The sequence below is a fragment of the Brevibacterium sediminis genome (assembly GCF_024895295.1).
Classification (GTDB): domain Bacteria; phylum Actinomycetota; class Actinomycetes; order Actinomycetales; family Brevibacteriaceae; genus Brevibacterium; species Brevibacterium sediminis.
In genome coordinates, this window is record NZ_JAHQRN010000007.1 from 76672 (window position 1) to 91634 (window position 14963).

General features: G+C 66.4%; 12 protein-coding genes. 8 read left to right on the top strand and 4 right to left on the bottom strand.

Annotated features, from left to right (window positions below; all coding sequences use genetic code 11):
* Positions 1-54: 54 nt before the first annotated feature.
* A complete protein-coding gene (gene cls / locus KTJ89_RS15630; protein WP_139469036.1) occupies positions 55-1551 on the bottom strand; it encodes a cardiolipin synthase in 1497 nt (498 codons plus the stop codon).
* A gap of 189 nt (positions 1552-1740) precedes the next feature.
* Here cls and KTJ89_RS15635 point away from each other — a divergent pair, with 189 nt between their 5' ends.
* Positions 1741-2442 (top strand): NUDIX hydrolase, encoded by a 702-nt coding sequence (locus KTJ89_RS15635; RefSeq protein ID WP_259358400.1) that lies wholly within the window; start codon positions 1741-1743, stop codon positions 2440-2442.
* A gap of 1 nt (position 2443) precedes the next feature.
* On the opposite strand, the gene KTJ89_RS15640 is transcribed toward KTJ89_RS15635, so the two are convergent.
* On the bottom strand, positions 2444-3328 hold the full coding sequence (locus KTJ89_RS15640; protein ID WP_259358401.1) for an enoyl-CoA hydratase-related protein: 885 nt from the start codon (positions 3326-3328) through the stop codon (positions 2444-2446).
* A 107-nt stretch (positions 3329-3435) separates the two neighbouring features.
* On the bottom strand, positions 3436-4827 hold the full coding sequence (locus tag KTJ89_RS15645; protein ID WP_259358402.1) for an MFS transporter: 1392 nt from the start codon (positions 4825-4827) through the stop codon (positions 3436-3438).
* A 233-nt stretch (positions 4828-5060) separates the two neighbouring features.
* Between KTJ89_RS15645 and KTJ89_RS15650 the strand changes: the two genes are divergently transcribed.
* The 3 genes from KTJ89_RS15650 to KTJ89_RS15660 all read left to right on the top strand — a co-directional run bounded on the left by KTJ89_RS15650 (position 5061) and on the right by KTJ89_RS15660 (position 7854).
* The gene (locus KTJ89_RS15650; protein ID WP_259358403.1) at positions 5061-5540 is read left to right on the top strand and encodes a TM2 domain-containing protein; all 480 of its coding nucleotides are present in this window, start codon (positions 5061-5063) and stop codon (positions 5538-5540) included.
* A 146-nt stretch (positions 5541-5686) separates the two neighbouring features.
* The gene (locus KTJ89_RS15655) at positions 5687-7270 is read left to right on the top strand and encodes an FMN-binding glutamate synthase family protein (RefSeq protein ID WP_259358404.1); all 1584 of its coding nucleotides are present in this window, start codon (positions 5687-5689) and stop codon (positions 7268-7270) included.
* Between the two features lie 14 nt (positions 7271-7284).
* Complete coding sequence (locus KTJ89_RS15660; protein WP_259358405.1) at positions 7285-7854, top strand: dienelactone hydrolase family protein; 570 nt, start codon at positions 7285-7287, stop codon at positions 7852-7854.
* A 102-nt stretch (positions 7855-7956) separates the two neighbouring features.
* Here the strand turns inward: KTJ89_RS15660 and KTJ89_RS15665 are convergent, their stop codons facing one another.
* On the bottom strand, positions 7957-8760 hold the full coding sequence (locus KTJ89_RS15665) for a 3-oxoacyl-ACP reductase (protein ID WP_259358406.1): 804 nt from the start codon (positions 8758-8760) through the stop codon (positions 7957-7959).
* 266 nt (positions 8761-9026) lie between these two features.
* Here KTJ89_RS15665 and KTJ89_RS15670 point away from each other — a divergent pair, with 266 nt between their 5' ends.
* The 4 genes from KTJ89_RS15670 (at position 9027) to KTJ89_RS15685 (ending at position 14960) form a co-directional block, all read left to right on the top strand.
* Positions 9027-10052 carry a hypothetical protein gene (locus KTJ89_RS15670; protein ID WP_139909291.1) on the top strand — a complete coding sequence of 342 codons (1026 nt, stop codon included), beginning with the start codon at positions 9027-9029 and terminating at the stop codon, positions 10050-10052.
* Between the two features lie 124 nt (positions 10053-10176).
* The gene (locus KTJ89_RS15675; RefSeq protein WP_139469028.1) at positions 10177-11205 is read left to right on the top strand and encodes a 3-oxoacyl-ACP synthase III; all 1029 of its coding nucleotides are present in this window, start codon (positions 10177-10179) and stop codon (positions 11203-11205) included.
* A gap of 7 nt (positions 11206-11212) precedes the next feature.
* Positions 11213-13987, top strand: coding sequence for an alpha/beta fold hydrolase (locus tag KTJ89_RS15680; protein ID WP_259358407.1), 2775 nt, complete (start codon positions 11213-11215; stop codon positions 13985-13987).
* Between the two features lie 7 nt (positions 13988-13994).
* Positions 13995-14960, top strand: coding sequence for an NAD-dependent epimerase/dehydratase family protein (locus KTJ89_RS15685; protein ID WP_259358408.1), 966 nt, complete (start codon positions 13995-13997; stop codon positions 14958-14960).
* The last annotated feature ends 3 nt before the right edge of the window (positions 14961-14963 follow it).

Sequence of the window (14963 nt, forward strand, 5' to 3'; positions counted from 1 at the left end):
GCTGTTCACCTTTTTCTGGGCTGTTCGCAGAATCCGCCGCTGGTGGGCCGGCGCCTACAGCAGCGAGCTCGTCAGGCGGGCCACGTTCTCCAGATACTTCTTCAGCAGCGGCCGCGCCTGCCATTCCTCGGCATTGAGCTCGACCGAATTCGGTGCATAGCGTTCGGCCTCGAGGTCGTACATGCGCTGCGTGAATTCCTTGTTGACGATGAAGAGCGTGACCTCGAGGTTCATTGCGAAGGACCTCTCGTCCATATTCGACGAGCCGATGATCGAGACCTCGTCGTCGATCATGAGGAACTTCGAGTGCAGCACCGTCGGAGCGTGGTACATGAAGATCCGCACCCCGGCGCGCACCAACTCGTCATAGTACGACTGCTGCGCCTTGTGGGTCAGCCAGTGGTCGCTCGTCTCACCGACGTACAGACGCACATCGACTCCCGATCTGGCCTCGGTCGTCAGCGCGTGCAGCAGGGACTCGTCGGGCACGAAATACGGTGAGCAGACGACGACGCGACGATTCGCGTTGTAGATGAGGTGGTTGAACAGGCGCAGATTGTTCTCGTCCTCGAAGCCGGGACCCGACGGCACGATCTGCGCCTGGACGCCGCCGAATTCGGGGGCCTCGAGCTCGAAGCTGTCGGGTTCGTCGAGGATCTCGTCGGTCTCCGAATACCAGTCGGTGATGAACACGGCATCGAGCTCTTCGACGACCGGCCCACGGCATTCCACCGACAGGTCCTTCCACTGGAAGCCCTTCCTGCGGTTGCGGGCCTTGTTGTAGGTGCGGTCGATGATGTTCTGCGAACCGGTGAACGCGACCTCCCCGTCGACGACGAGGATCTTGCGGTGATTGCGCAGGTCGGGCCGCTGGTATTCGCCCCTCCAGGGGCGGATCGGCAGGGCACGGCGCCAGCTGATGCCCGAACCGTCGAGCTTCTTCACCAGTTCCGAGTAGCCCGGGTAGCCCAGCGATCCCACATGGTCGATGAGGACCCGCACACTCACACCGCGCCGGTGCGCGGCCAGCAGCGATTCGAGCAGCCGCCTCGTCGTGTCATCGATGGCGACGATGTAGAACTCGAAGTGGACGAACCGCTGTGCTCGGTCGACGGCATCGGCCATCGCCTCCATGCAGGCGTGGTTGTCGACGTGGAGGTCGAAGGAGTTGCCGTGGGTCATCGGCAGGGCACCGAGATCGAAGTTGAGCTGCGCTGCGGTGCTCAGCGGTTCGGGCATATGGTCCTGGCGTCCGACGATCGCCTGGTGGCGGATCTGATCGCGGAAGAGGTCATTCATCTTCGACTGTTTGTCCCGCCGCCGCTTCGGCAGCTTCGACGATCCCAGCAGCAGGAACGCCGCAATGCCCACATACGGGATGAGGAAGATCGCAAGCAGCCAGCCCAGCGCGACCGACGGCCTGCGATTGTGCGGAATCCACCCGAGCGCGATGATGCGGATGATCATGTCGACCAACAGCAGGATGACGATCAGCCAGTTCGGCCAAGCCTGATTGATGTTGAAGAACGGATAGATCCCGAAACTGCTCATATAGTGCCCGTTCAGCCCCGCCCTGTTCGTCACCGGTTGGGTTATCGGCCTCAGATGGAGGATGTCAGATTGCCATCCATCGTATCCTGCCCGCCCCGCGCGCACTCGCCCCACCCCGCCGTCGGCCCTCTGCCCGAGCCCGGGCATACTGGAAGCAGACATCAATTGCTGAGAGCGAAGGTGCTGAATGTGATTCGAGACATCAACCCCGAGGGTTCCGACCGTTCGGATACCGCCGACAGCGCGAGCCGCGGTCCCGATATCGCCGACGCCGAGGCGGTCCCGATCAGGCCCGCCGTCAGCGTGCTCATGCTCCGCGACGGGGAAGAGGGTGTCGAGGTGTTCGTCCAGCACCGGGTGTCGACGATGGATTTCGCCGCCGGCGTCGTCGTCTTCCCCGGCGGTCGCGTCGACCCTGTCGATGCGACGATCGCACCGACCATCGCCGTCCCCGATCCGCAGGTGCACACCTCCGCATGGTCCGATTCGACCATCGCCGAGGATGCCGAAGGTTGGCGCGTCCTGCTGGCCACCGCTGTGCGCGAGGTCGAGGAGGAGACGGGCGCGGTCCTCGACCCGGCCGGGCTCAAGCCTTGGGCGAACTGGGTGACTCCCTTGGGGCGGCCCAAACGCTTCGATACGTACTTCTATACGATCGCGGCTCCCGAGCTCGCCGCCGCCCAGCATCAGACGACGGAGGCGCACACGAGCGAGTGGCGCTCGGTGACCGGGATCCTCGCAGATGAGGGAGCCGGACGGCTGAAGCTCATGCGTCCGACGTTCGTGCTGCTGCGTGAGCTCGCGGAGTTCTCCACCGTCGCCGAGGCGATCACCGCAGAGAGGCTCATCGATCCAGTCCGCCCGGAGTTCCCCTCCAACCGCGGGTCCTGACTCAGCCCTTGGCGCGGGCCTTCATCGCGGCCAGGCGAGTGGCGACGACCTGCTTCTGCTCGTCGGTGCCCAACAGCGCGGCGAGCGCTTCCTGTTCGGCGTCGAGTCCGGTGCTGAAGTCGGAGTCATAGGACAGGTCAACGAGCCGCTTCGCCCACACCAGCGCCGACCGTGACTGGCCCGCGATCTGCCTTGCCAGTTCGAGAGCACGAGCCAGAGGGTCCTCGGCGATCTCTTCGACGAGGCCGATGCGCAGAGCTTCTTCGGCACCGATCGTGACGGCGGTGACGATGAGCTTCTTCGCCTGAGCGGGTCCCACGAGTCGCGGCAACAGCTGGGTGCCGCACATATCGGGGATGATTCCCCAATTGAGTTCCATGAGTGAGAGCTTCGCGTCTGGTCCGGCCACACGCATGTCCGCACCGAGAGCGATCTGCAGCCCGCCGCCGAGCGCCGGTCCGCGCACGGCAGCGATGACCGGAACCTCGACGAGTGACCACACGTGCACGGCTTTCTGCGCCAGGGCCCGGGCCGAACCGAGCCGCTCGCCGATATCGACGGCGGTGGCCACGGAGTCCGCCGCTTCCGATTCACCGGCACCGGCGGCCTGCTCGGCTGCTTCCTCAGCGGATGAGCGGGTCGCTGCTCCGGCCTCGGCGATCCGGGCCATCTCGGTGAAGTCGAGACCGGCGCTGAAGGCACGACCGCGACCGGACAGGACCACGGCCTTGACTTCGCTCGAACCTTTAAGTGCCAGCCCCGCCTCGACGAGGTCTTCGAAGACCTCGCGGGTGAGCGAATTGAGCTTGTCGGCACGGTCGATCTCGACGTGGGCGACGCCGTCGGTGATCGCGTAGACGACGGTCGAGTTGGTGGTCTCGGACATGATCTGGCCTTTCGACGACGATGCCGGCGCGGAAGCCACCGGCGGATAGGGAACATGACGCAGCCGCAGGCGACAGGCCACCGACGCCGGCGACACTGAACGAGCGATCAGCTGCGTTTCCTGAAGCCTATCGGAGCACCGGTCAGGGTCAAGACGAAGACCACGATGAGGGAGCTCGCGCACATGGCGACGACTCCCGGCCAAGCGAAGTCGGCGAAGAGGACCGCCGAGAGCCAGGCGCCGAGGCTCGTGCCCAGGTAGTAGACGGTGAGGTAGATGGCCGCAGAACGGGTCGAGTCGACTCCCGGCCGGGCGGCGCTGGCCGCCGCGGAGGCACCCGTATGCCCAAGGAAGAATCCGGCGGTGAGCAGCGACATGCCGATGATGATCGCTACGAGCGAATCGACCAGAGTCAGCCCCGCACCGGCGAGCGCGATGACCATTCCCGCCAGGGTGATCCGAGTGCGTGAGTACTTCGTGGCCAAGCGGCCGTAATACGTGGTGACGACGGTGCCGACGAGGTAGATGAGGAAGAACAGCGCGACTGCGCCCTCGCTCAGGTGCCACGGATCCTGCTGGAGGCGGGTGCCGAGCATCGTGAACGATCCGCCGAAGACGATCATGCACAGGAACCCGGTGAGGTAGATCCTCCACAGACCTCCGCGCAGCGGAATCGCTCGCCGAGGCGGCTGCGCGCTCCCAGCCCCACCGTCGTCGGCGGCGTCGCCGGAAGAGTCGGCATCGCCGTCGACGGACCCATCGGTGGCGGCCGGGACGCCGTCACCGTCGGCGAGAGCATTGCTGGCGCTGTCGTCACCTGCGGTGACAGCGTCAGGGTCGGCCGCCTCGGCGAGGGCGGGATTCGTGTCGGACGGAATGGAGTCGTCCGTGTCGAGAACGGCCCGGCTGCGGGCGGTGGAGAAGAGATCGTGGCGCAGCAGCCAGACGACGATGAGCCCGAAGATCAGCGACACGACCGCGGTGAACGCAAGCCCACCGTGCCAGCCGAGGAATTCCGACGCCAGCCCGGTGAGCAACCTCGAGCAGAGCCCGCCGATCGTGTTGCCGGCGATGTAGACCCCGATCGCCCCGGGCAGCGCGGCCGGCGGCAGACGAAGCGACAGATAGGCCATGGCCGTGGCCGGCACCGAGGCGATCGCCAGTCCCTGGAGGAACCGGACGACGATGAGCAGCTCCGGGGTCGGAGTGAAGGGAAGGACGAGCGCGAGGATCGCCGCGACGATCACTCCAGCACCGATCTGGCGGGCGTGGCCGATCCGCGGGGCGAGCATGGAGAAGGGAATGAGGAAACAGGCCATGGCCACGTTCGTCGCGGACACGGTCAGGCTCGCCGTCGGACCGTCGATTCCGTAGGCGTCGCGGATCGCCGGCAGCAGGCCCTGGGTCTCGTAGAGGACGAGGAAGACGGAGACTCCCGCGAGGAAGACCGCGGCTACGGTACGCCGAGTGCTCGTCGGACTCGGCTCACCTGTGCTCATGAGCCCTACGCTATGCCTCCGGCATTCGCGGCTCAAACGATTCCGGGTCCCGGACCGTGTGAGTCCGGACACCGCGGGTGGCTGTGGGCACCCGACGCCGGTGTGCCCCGCGTGTACCTGCGGGATCGCACAGCACCGCGGGGATGCGGAGGATAACCCCATCGCGGAGGCGGCCCTGCGACTTCTAGGCTGAAGACCATAAGTTCGACGAGCAGTGAATGGACGTGCCAGCGATGACGGCGACCAGCGAGATTCCCGCACTCAGCGCAGACCCCGCGAACCGCTCTGCCGCACCCTCTGACTCACCCTTTGCTCCACAGAACCCAGCCGCGCCCTCCCCCTGTGTCCCCACCTCGTCCCTGGAATCGCTTGCGCCTTCCGAAAGCCAGCCCGCGGACGTGCCCGGCAACCGCTCCTTCGTCATCACCTGGCTGCTGTCGATGCTCTTCGGGGTCCTCGGTCTTGATCGGTTCTACACCGGCCGATACCTCACGGGCGCGCTCAAGCTGCTCAGCCTCGGCGGGTTGGGGATCTGGTGGCTCATCGATCTCGGCATCGTTCTCGCCGGCGGCCTGCGTTATCGGCGGGAGCCGCTGCGCGGTTACGCGCAGGACAAGGAGATAGCGTGGATCGCCACCGGATTCACCCTCATCGTCGCCTATTCGATGCAGGTCGACGAGCTCGTGACAACGCTGCTCGGCAGCCTCTTCTGAGACGATCCAGCCTCCGGTTCTGATGCGTCTCGGCAGCCTGTTCTGAGACGGTTCGCCGACAGTTCACGACTGTCTCAGGTCTGCCTTTCCTGAAAACTGCACGTTCTCGGTCTAGGCTCGAGATCAGGACAGTTCAAGGAGGCACAATGAAACGGCAATTCCCCATTGTCCGGATGGTCACCGGCGAATCGGCAGGCAAGCAGATCGCCGGAGCGGCGGCGGCCGCCTCGGCGCTCGGACTCGGCGCACTCGCCGCATGGGATCTCACGCAGAAGAAGCACTCGATCCTGCGCAACTATCCGATCGCCGGGCACGCCCGGTTCCTGTTGGAGTCGATCCGACCGGAGATCCAGCAGTACTTCATCGAACGCAATTGGGACGGGCGCCCGTTCAATCGCGACACCCGCACCACCATCTACGAACGAGCCAAAGGCACCCACTCGGAACACGCGTTCGGCACCGAGCACGATGTCGACCGCGCCGGCTACGAGGCGCTCATGCACTCGAACATGCCGATCCCCAATCCGCCCAGGCCACCACGCGTGCGCATCGGCGGTGACGAGTGCACTCAGCCCTACGACATCTCGCTGCTCAACGTCTCGGCGATGAGCTTCGGCTCGCTGAGCAACAACGCCATCCGGGCCCTGAACAAGGGTGCGGCGCTGGGCGGATTCGCCCACGACACCGGTGAGGGATCGATCTCGCCGTATCACCGTGAGCACGGCGGCGACCTCATCTGGGAGCTCGGCACCGGATACTTCGGCGCCCGCACCCCCGAAGGAGAATTCTCCCCCGAGATCTTCGCCGAGAAAGCGCAGGACCCGCAGGTGAAGATGGTCTCGCTCAAGCTCTCCCAGGGTGCGAAGCCGGGCATCGGCGGCGTGCTGCCAGGGCCGAAGGTCACCGAGGAGATCTCCGAGATCCGCGGCATCCCCGTCGGCCAGACCTGCATCAGCCCTCCCGGACACACGGTGTTCTCGACTCCGATCGAGCTGCTCGAGTTCATCCGGCAGATGCGTGAGCTCTCCGGCGGCAAACCCGCCGGATTCAAACTGTGCATCGGCTCGCGCACGGAGTTCCTCTCGATCGTCAAGGCCATGGTGGAGACGAACATCCTGCCGGACTTCATCATCGTCGACGGCTCCGAGGGCGGCACGGGTGCTGCACCATTGGAGTTCGAGGACAATGTCGGTCTGCCTCTGACCCAGGGGCTGATGATCGTCCACAACGCACTCGTCGGCGCGGGCCTGCGGAAGCAGATCAAGGTCGGCGCCTCGGGCAAGATCGCCACCGGCACCGATATCGTCAAACGCCTCATCCAGGGTGCGGACTTCACGAACTCCGCCCGCGCGATGATGATGGCAGTCGGCTGCATCCAGGCCCAGGCCTGCCACACGGGCAAATGCCCCGTCGGCGTCGCCACACAGGATCCGCGGCGAGCGCGCGCCATCGACGTGCCCACCAAGGCCGATCGTGTGCGCAACTACCACGACGGAGTCGTCGCCGAGGCGGTCCGCCTCATGGCGTCGATGGGTGCGGCCGCACCCGACGAGCTGGAGCCGACGATGCTGCGACGCAATGTCTCGGCCTCCGAATCCTGGTCCTATGCTCGCCTCTACGACTGGCTGAAGCCCGGCGAACTCCTTGATGACACCCCATCGGAGTGGGCCGACGACTGGGCCACGGCCCGCGCGGACACGTTCTCGATCCCCCGCGGACACAGCCGCTGAGCGAGAGGATTCCTATGACCACGCTTGTCCTCCTCCACTCGGCGCTGGGGCGGACGTCCGGGATGGACGCCATCGCCGAACGCTTCGCCCTCGCCGGGCATGCCGTCCACACTCCCGACGTCTACGCAGGCAGGACCTTCGACGACGCAGAATCGGGAGTCGCCCACTCCCAGGAGCTCGGGTTCTCGACCCTCGTCGACCGGGTGAAGGACGCCTGCGAGGACCTCGGCGACGATCTCGTCTTCGGCGGATTCTCGCTGGGGGCCGCCCTCGCTCAGCAGATGGGCAAGAACGATCCGCGCGCCCGCGGCGTCCTGCTCTTCCACGGCGGCGGCTTCCCGAAGCCGACGCGCTGGCAGGCCGGGGTTCCGGTGCAGGCTCATTTCGCCGTCGATGACTCCTGGCGCAGCCCGGGAAGGATTGAGACGCTGATGGAGTCCGCGACGAAGGCGGGTGCGCAGGCGGAGTACTTCCTCTACCCGGGCAGCACCCACCTGTTCAGCGACCCGACCACCCCGGACTACCGCGAAGACAGCGCAGAAATGCTCTACGAACGGGCTTTGGCTTTCCTCGACCGTTTCTGAAGTCCACTTCCCGGCTCCGGGACGCCCTTACACGCAGACCATCGGTTGTCCAGCCTCGTCCACGCTGGCGGGCGCGGCCCGCCCATGTCACAGTCGGCCGCCTCACCCCATGACGAGGCCGTTGTCGACGATGAGGTTCTGGCCGGTCACCGCACGCGAGGCGGGAGAGGCGAAGAACACCACCGCCGAGGCGAAGTCCTCCGGAGTCGTCACCCGTCGCAGCGCACTGGCGGCGGCGATCTGGTCGAAGACCTCTTCGGGTGTCGCCGAGGACGCATCGGTGGTGCGCAGCAGTCCGCCGGAGACCATGTTCACCCGCACCCCGGCCGGGCCGAGATCCTTCGCGAACGTCCTGGTCAGCGACAGCAGCGCCGCCTTGCCTGCCGTGTAGTCGTGGTACGGCACGACCGGGTCCTGGAACAGGTTGGTGCCGATGTTGATGACGCGGCCGGAACCGAGCTCACGGAAACCGTGCATCGCGGCTTGGATCGTGTTGACCGCACCCTCGACCGAACCGCGGAACTGGTCGGCGAAATCCGAATAGTCGATCTCGTCGGCCGGTTGGCGCTCATCTCCGTTGAACGAGAAGTCTGCGAGAGCGTTGTTGACCACAGTGGATACGGGAGTACCGAACTCGGCGACCGCGGTTTCGAACATGGCATCGACGGCGCGGGAGTCCGTGACATCGGCCTCGATGGCCACGGCACGTCCACCGCGAGCGCGGACCGCCTCGGCGAGCTCTTCTGCAGTCTCGGCAGAGTACCGGTAATTGATGACCAGGGCCGCACCTTCCGGAGCGAAGGCCTTCGCGATCGCAGCGCCCAGGCCGCGTCCGGACCCGGTGACGAGCACGACCTGCTCATCGAGTGGCAGAGCCTCGGAGGTGAATGCCTGTGGGTTGCTCATCGCGTGTCTCCTTCGGACGTCGGTGGGCGGATCCTGACCCCACCATACCCAGGAACCGCCAGCACCGAGGCCGAGCGCCGCGAGACGGTCTGCAGCGCGACAGATGTTGGGTCGAGCCACGGTGATGTCGCGGCTCAGAACACCGTGGATCGACCAGCAAATCGCTGCGAACCGCGCGCACATGGGCCACGGAACGTGCTCTGAGCGGCATGAGTCCATAGACTGAAAAGAAGACCACCGTTGTCCATCCCCAGGAAGTCACCCTTATGAACGAGCTCGGCGCCGGCATCTCCATCGGAGTCCTCGCGGCTCTCGTCGTCTTCGTCATCTACTTCATCGGAGCGAAGCTCGGACGATGGCAGCCCAGGAACCCCGCCAGTGGAGGCGGCGCCCAGGGCGGCTACCCGCAGACTCAGGGATACGGCCAAAACCCCTACGGCCAGCCCGGCTACAACCAGTCCGGTCGCCCGTGGAGCAGCGAGGATGAGACCCGCGTTCTTCCCAGCAACGCGCAGGGCTACAACGCACAGGGCTACGACGACGCCGATCTGCCGCGAGCGACGAAGAACGAACTCGCCGCCAACGTCCAGCACTCCGGCCAGATGATCGAGGCCAACCGACGGGCTGCCACCGCGGCCAACGGCGACACCGTCGCAGTGTTCACCTACATACTCGGCGCCGCTCTCATCGCCGTCGTCGCCTTCGTGTTCTTCAACAACCTGCTGCTGCCGGCCACCATCGGCGCGCTGACAGGCGCGATCATCTGCGTGGCTCTCTCGGCGACCTACACGATCAAGCACCTGGACTTCTGGCCGGACAATGCGACGATCTCGATCATCAACCTGCTCGTCGCCCTGGCCGCGTCGATCTTCATGTACATCGGGTCCGTGCAGACGGTGCGCGACAACATCAGCCTGTCCACGATCACCGACTCGTTCGACGCCCTGCCCTTCGGCGACGGCTTCTCCGCCTTCGCCGTGGCCATCGGCGACCGGGTGGTGACGTTCTTCAAGGACTTCGGCTTCTTCGGCTTCGTGTTCCTGCTGTTCATGGGCATCGGCTGCATCATCGTCTTCACCCTCGCCGCTAAGTCGCTCGTCGACGTCATGGATTGGCGGATCTTCGCCCAGTTCGGCCACAACGTCACCGATCGTCCTATGTCGTATTCGCGTGCCGTGCGCTTCCAGACGTCGAAGGTCTCGCACACTGTGACCTCGCTCGTTCTCGCCGTCATCGCTGTGCTCGCCGCCACAGGATTGCTCTATGACGGCTTCACCTGGTTCACACGCTGATGAACATCTCAGAAACCGGGCGGTAAGATAGGTCCGGAATTCCCCCGTCGTGACGCGTTACGAGCGCGCCTCTGCGGCCGATATCGACACCGACGAACGACCCGAAAAGGGATGAGTACTTCAATTGGCGAATGGCAATGCAACATTTCGGCACTCGAACGTGGCCCTGCTCGGCCTGACCGAGACCCTGGCCCCGAACGAAGTGACCTCGCAGGAATTCGACGACCGCCTCGCCGATACGCTGTCATCTCTCAAACTGCCGCAGGGTCTGCTCCAACGCGTCGCCGGTGTGTACGCCCGCCGCAACTGGGATGAGCCCCACCAGTTCGCCGATGGGGCGATCGCGGCCGGAAAGAGAGCCCTCGCCGAGGCGGGGGTCCCTCCCGACGCCATCGGACTGATGGTCAACACCTCGGTGACCCGTGAGCACCTGGAACCGTCCGTGGCCGTCGGCGTCCACGCCGGCATCGGGCTCGGCCCGCAGGCGATGAACTTCGACATCGCCAACGCCTGCCTCGGATTCGTCAACGGAATGACCCTGGCCGCGAACATGATCGACGCCGGGCAGATCGAATACGCCCTCATCGTCGCCGGCGAAGACGCCTCCCGCGTCCAAGACGCGACGCTCCGCCGCCTCAACCGTCCGGAGATCACCCGCGAGGAGTACCTCAACGAATTCGCGTCCCTGACCCTGGGTTCCGGCGCTGCCGCCGCCGTCCTCGGCCCGGCCGACAAACATCCGGAGGGCCACCGCATCCTCGGCGGCATCACCCGGGCGGCCACCCAGCATCACGAGCTGTGCGTCGGTGACCACAACGGAATGTTCACCGACACGAAGGGGTTGCTCTCCGGCGGCATGGAACTCGTCGTCGCCGCGTGGGAGGAAGCCCACGAGACCGGTTGGAACTGGCGGGAGATGGACCGCTACGTCATGCACCAGGTCTCCGATGTGCACACGAATTCGATCACGAAGGCCGCGAACCTCGACCCCGACCGGATCCCTGTGAGCTACCCGGAGCTGGGCAACGTCGGCCCCGCCTCCCTTCCCATCACCCTGTCCCGTGAGGCCGAGAACCTCAAACCCGGCGACCGCATCCTGTGCATGGGCGTCGGCTCCGGCCTCAACACCGCCATGACCGAGATCGAGTGGTAGAGACTTCATGAGATTTCCTGCACGGCCGGCCACGACTCCCCCGCAGCTGCCCGAGTGGGACCCCGCCTGGTCCCGAATCGTCGAGGCGGAAACCTCGGATGGGACGCACGCGTTCCATGTGCTCGACACACTGCCCGCCCTGACCGCTGCCGGGGTGGAGCCGGCGGGCACGATCGTCGCCCTCCACGGCAACCCGACCTGGTCGTATCTGTGGCGCAGGCTGGCGCAGGCCACCATCGATGCCGCGCAGTCCGGCGGACGCGCCTGGCGGCTCATCGCCCCCGACCAGCTCGAGATGGGCTTCTCCGAACGGTTCGCCCACGAGTCGATGCCGACCCCGAAATCCGATGAGGTGCGCCGCATCGCCGATCGCATCAACGATTTCGATGCGGTCGTCTCAAACCTGTTCGCCGAGGTGGCCGCCACCGGATCCGCCACCCACCCGATCGTGACGATCGGTCACGACTGGGGCGGAGTCCTCTCACTCGGCTGGGCCGCCAGGAACACCGAACTGGTGTCCGCGGCGATCAGCCTCAACACGGCCGTCCACCAGCCCGAGGACGCCCCGGTGCCCGCACCGCTGCGCGCGACCCTGGCCGGGCCCATGCTGCCTGCGGCCACCGTTCTCACCGACGGTTTCCTGCGCGTCACCCTCGCTTTGGGTGACCTCGATGCCGAGATCAAGGACGCCTTCCACGCCCCGTACCGGAGGGCAGAGGACCGGTGGGCGATCGGCAACTTCGTCGCCGATATCCCCGTCGATGACACTCATGCCTCCGATCCCGAACTCCAGCGCATCGGCCAGGACATCGCTGCCTTCGACAAGCCGGCGCTGCTCGTCTGGGGCCCGAAGGATCCGGTGTTCCTCGAACGCTATCTGCGCGACCTGCGCCAGCGCCTGCCGCAGGCCGATGTCCACCGGTTCGAAACGGCCTCCCACCTCGTCAGCGAAGACCACGATGTGCCCGGTCTCGTCCTCGACTGGCTGAGCGCCCAGTTCGATGCGCCCACCACCGCGAACACCCCCACCGAGGCGGCCCCCGCGAAGGGATCGTCCGAGCGGAAGGGCACGGCCGCCTCGGCGACGGGATCGATCCCTGCCGCCGCCGGCTCAGCGTCCGAGGCTGATATCCGCGCGGTGACGGCGATCCTCGATGCCCGCCGTGACGACGAGGCGATCGCCTCGGTCGACTTCGCGCAGAATCCGGCGCAGCAGATCACGTGGCGCCACCTGTGGCACGTCACCACGTCGATCGCGAACGGGCTGCTCGACCTCGGGGTGAAGCCCGGGGACCGGGTGTCCATGCTTGTGCCTCCGGGCAACAATCTCACCGCCGCCCTCTATGCGTGCCTGAAGATCGGTGCGGTCGCCGTCGTCGCCGATGCCGGACTCGGCCCGAGGGGAATGACTCGGGCGATCACCTCGGCCGATCCGCAGTGGATCATCGGCGAACTTCCCGGACTCGCTCTGGCCCGCGCCTTCGGCTGGCCGGGACGACGCATCTCCGTGCGTCCGCTCGGGCCTGTGCGTTCCCGGATGTTCAAGGCGGAGACGAGCCTGACCGAGCTCTCCCGCACCCCGCACCGGGCCGAGCTGCCGACCCCGGAACCGGATGCCGATGCGGCGATCCTCTTCACCTCCGGGTCGACGGGACCGGCGAAGGGCGTGCGCTATACGCATGCGGACATCTCCGCGCTGGCGGCCGTGCTGACCAGGACCTTCAACGTCACCGAAGGCACCGGTCTGGTGGCCGGATTCCCACCGTTCGCCCTGTTGGGACCGGCCATCGGGGCCACCTCGGTGACACCGGACATGTCGGTGACGAAACCGAAGACGCTCACGGCCACTGCGATCGCCGATGCGATCATCGCCGGACGGGCCACCATGGTCTTCGCCTCCCCGGCCGCATACACGAATGTCGCCGCGACCGCCGGCGAGCTCGACAAGCAGCAGCGGGAAGCGTGCGCCGGGGTCGAACTCGTGCTCTCGGCGGGTGCGCCCGTGCCGCTGGAGCTCATGGATGCCATCGCCGAGGTGTTCCCGAACGCGTCCATCCACTCCCCCTATGGCATGACCGAGGGGCTCCTGCTCACCGACATCGACCGTGACGGCGTGGCCGCCGCCGATGCCACCGGTAGCCTCGGGGTCTGCGTGGGGCAGCCGATCGACGGCGTCGAACTCGCTCTGGCCCCCATCGATGAGTCGGGACGTTCGGCCGATGAGCTGCTCCAAGGTGCGGCCGCGCAGGGCCGCCTCGGCGAATTCGTCGTCAGTGCCGCCCATATCAAATCCGGCTACGACAATCTGTGGCGCACCACTGCGGATTCGGCGCGTGATGATCTGAACGGTCTGGCCTGGCACCGCACGAACGACATCGGCCACATCGATGAGAACGGTCGTGTGTGGCTCGAGGGACGTCTGCAGCATGTCGTCACGACCCCGCGCGGGCCGGTCGGGCCCGGAGGCCTTGAAGCGCTCATCGACGCCGATGCGCAAGTCAGCCGCAGCTCGGTCGTCGGCATCGGTCCCGTCGGCACCCAGGCGCTTGTGGCCGTGCTCGATGCCGAGGGCACCTCGCTGTCTCCCGGTCTGGCGCCCTTGGACCTGACGGCGCGCCTGCGGGAGAAGGTCGCCGAGGCGGTCGGTCATGATCTGACCGCTGTGCTCGTGGCACCCGAGTTCCCCACCGACATCCGCCACAATTCGAAGATCGACCGCTCCCGCCTCGCCGCCTGGGCCGACAGCGTCCTGGCTGGTGGGCCGGTGCGGGGAAGCGTCTGAGGCTGAAATGAGAATCACCGTCACCGGAGCCTCTGGGCTGCTCGGTTCGTCCGTCGCGCGTGCGCTCGTCACCGCCGGTCACGAGGTCACCACTCTGCAGCGTCGCCCCTCAGGGGTCGACGGTGCCGTCGATGTCATCGGTTCGGTGACCGATGCGGCCGCCGTCGATCAGGCCGTCACCGGCGCCGAGGCGGTCGTGCACTTGGCCGCGAAGGTGTCCATGATGGGTGATCCCAAGGATTTCGAGGCCGTGAACATCGGCGGCACCCGCACTCTCGTCGATGCGGCGCGGGCCGCCGGCGTGCAGCGGCTGGTCCATATCTCGTCGCCGTCGGTGGCTCATACCGGTGAGTCGATCGTCGGCGACGGTGCCGAACCGGCATCTCCGGAGTCTGCGCGCGGCGAGTATGCGCGGACGAAGGGGGCCGGCGAGCGGATTGCTCTGGGCGCGGACTCGTCCGACTTCCGGGTGCTCGTCCTGCGTCCGCACCTCATGTGGGGTCCGGGTGATACCCAGCTCACTGAACGGGTCATCGACCGTGCCCGATCGGGGCGAATGCCGGTGCTCGGTTCGGGAGCGGCGCTGGTCGACACCCTGTTCGTCGACAATGCGGTGGAGGCGATCGCCGCTGCGGTGACCGCGGTCGATTCCACCCATGGTGAGGCACTGGTGGTGACGAACGGTCAGCCGCGACCCATCGGCGAGCTGATGTCACGCATCGCGATCGCCGGCGGTGCGGCGGAGCCGAAGCTGCGCATTCCGGTGGCGCCGGCGCTGGCAGCAGGGTCTGTGGTCGAAAAGGTGTGGGAGCTCGGAGAGCATGACGACGAACCGCCGTTGACGAGGTTCCTCGCCGAACAGCTGTCGACCGCGCATTGGTTCGATCAGCGGCGGACGCAGGAAGTCCTCGGGTGGACTCCCCGCGTCAGCATCGAAGAGGGCCTGCAGATCCTCGCCGCGCACTACGCCTGAGGA

Bases quoted from the DNA above. Each gene is read 5' to 3' on its own strand.
- cls (WP_139469036.1), bottom strand. From the start codon at position 1,551: ATGAGCAGTTTCGGGATCTATCCGTTCTTCAACATCAATCAGGCTTGG.
- KTJ89_RS15640 (WP_259358401.1), bottom strand. From the start codon at position 3,328: ATGTCCGAGACCACCAACTCGACCGTCGTCTACGCGATCACCGACGGC.
- KTJ89_RS15645 (WP_259358402.1), bottom strand. From the start codon at position 4,827: ATGAGCACAGGTGAGCCGAGTCCGACGAGCACTCGGCGTACCGTAGCC.
- KTJ89_RS15650 (WP_259358403.1), top strand. From the start codon at position 5,061: ATGACGGCGACCAGCGAGATTCCCGCACTCAGCGCAGACCCCGCGAAC.
- KTJ89_RS15655 (WP_259358404.1), top strand. From the start codon at position 5,687: ATGAAACGGCAATTCCCCATTGTCCGGATGGTCACCGGCGAATCGGCA.
- KTJ89_RS15660 (WP_259358405.1), top strand. From the start codon at position 7,285: ATGACCACGCTTGTCCTCCTCCACTCGGCGCTGGGGCGGACGTCCGGG.
- KTJ89_RS15665 (WP_259358406.1), bottom strand. From the start codon at position 8,760: ATGAGCAACCCACAGGCATTCACCTCCGAGGCTCTGCCACTCGATGAG.
- KTJ89_RS15670 (WP_139909291.1), top strand. From the start codon at position 9,027: ATGAACGAGCTCGGCGCCGGCATCTCCATCGGAGTCCTCGCGGCTCTC.
- KTJ89_RS15680 (WP_259358407.1), top strand. From the start codon at position 11,213: ATGAGATTTCCTGCACGGCCGGCCACGACTCCCCCGCAGCTGCCCGAG.
- KTJ89_RS15685 (WP_259358408.1), top strand. From the start codon at position 13,995: ATGAGAATCACCGTCACCGGAGCCTCTGGGCTGCTCGGTTCGTCCGTC.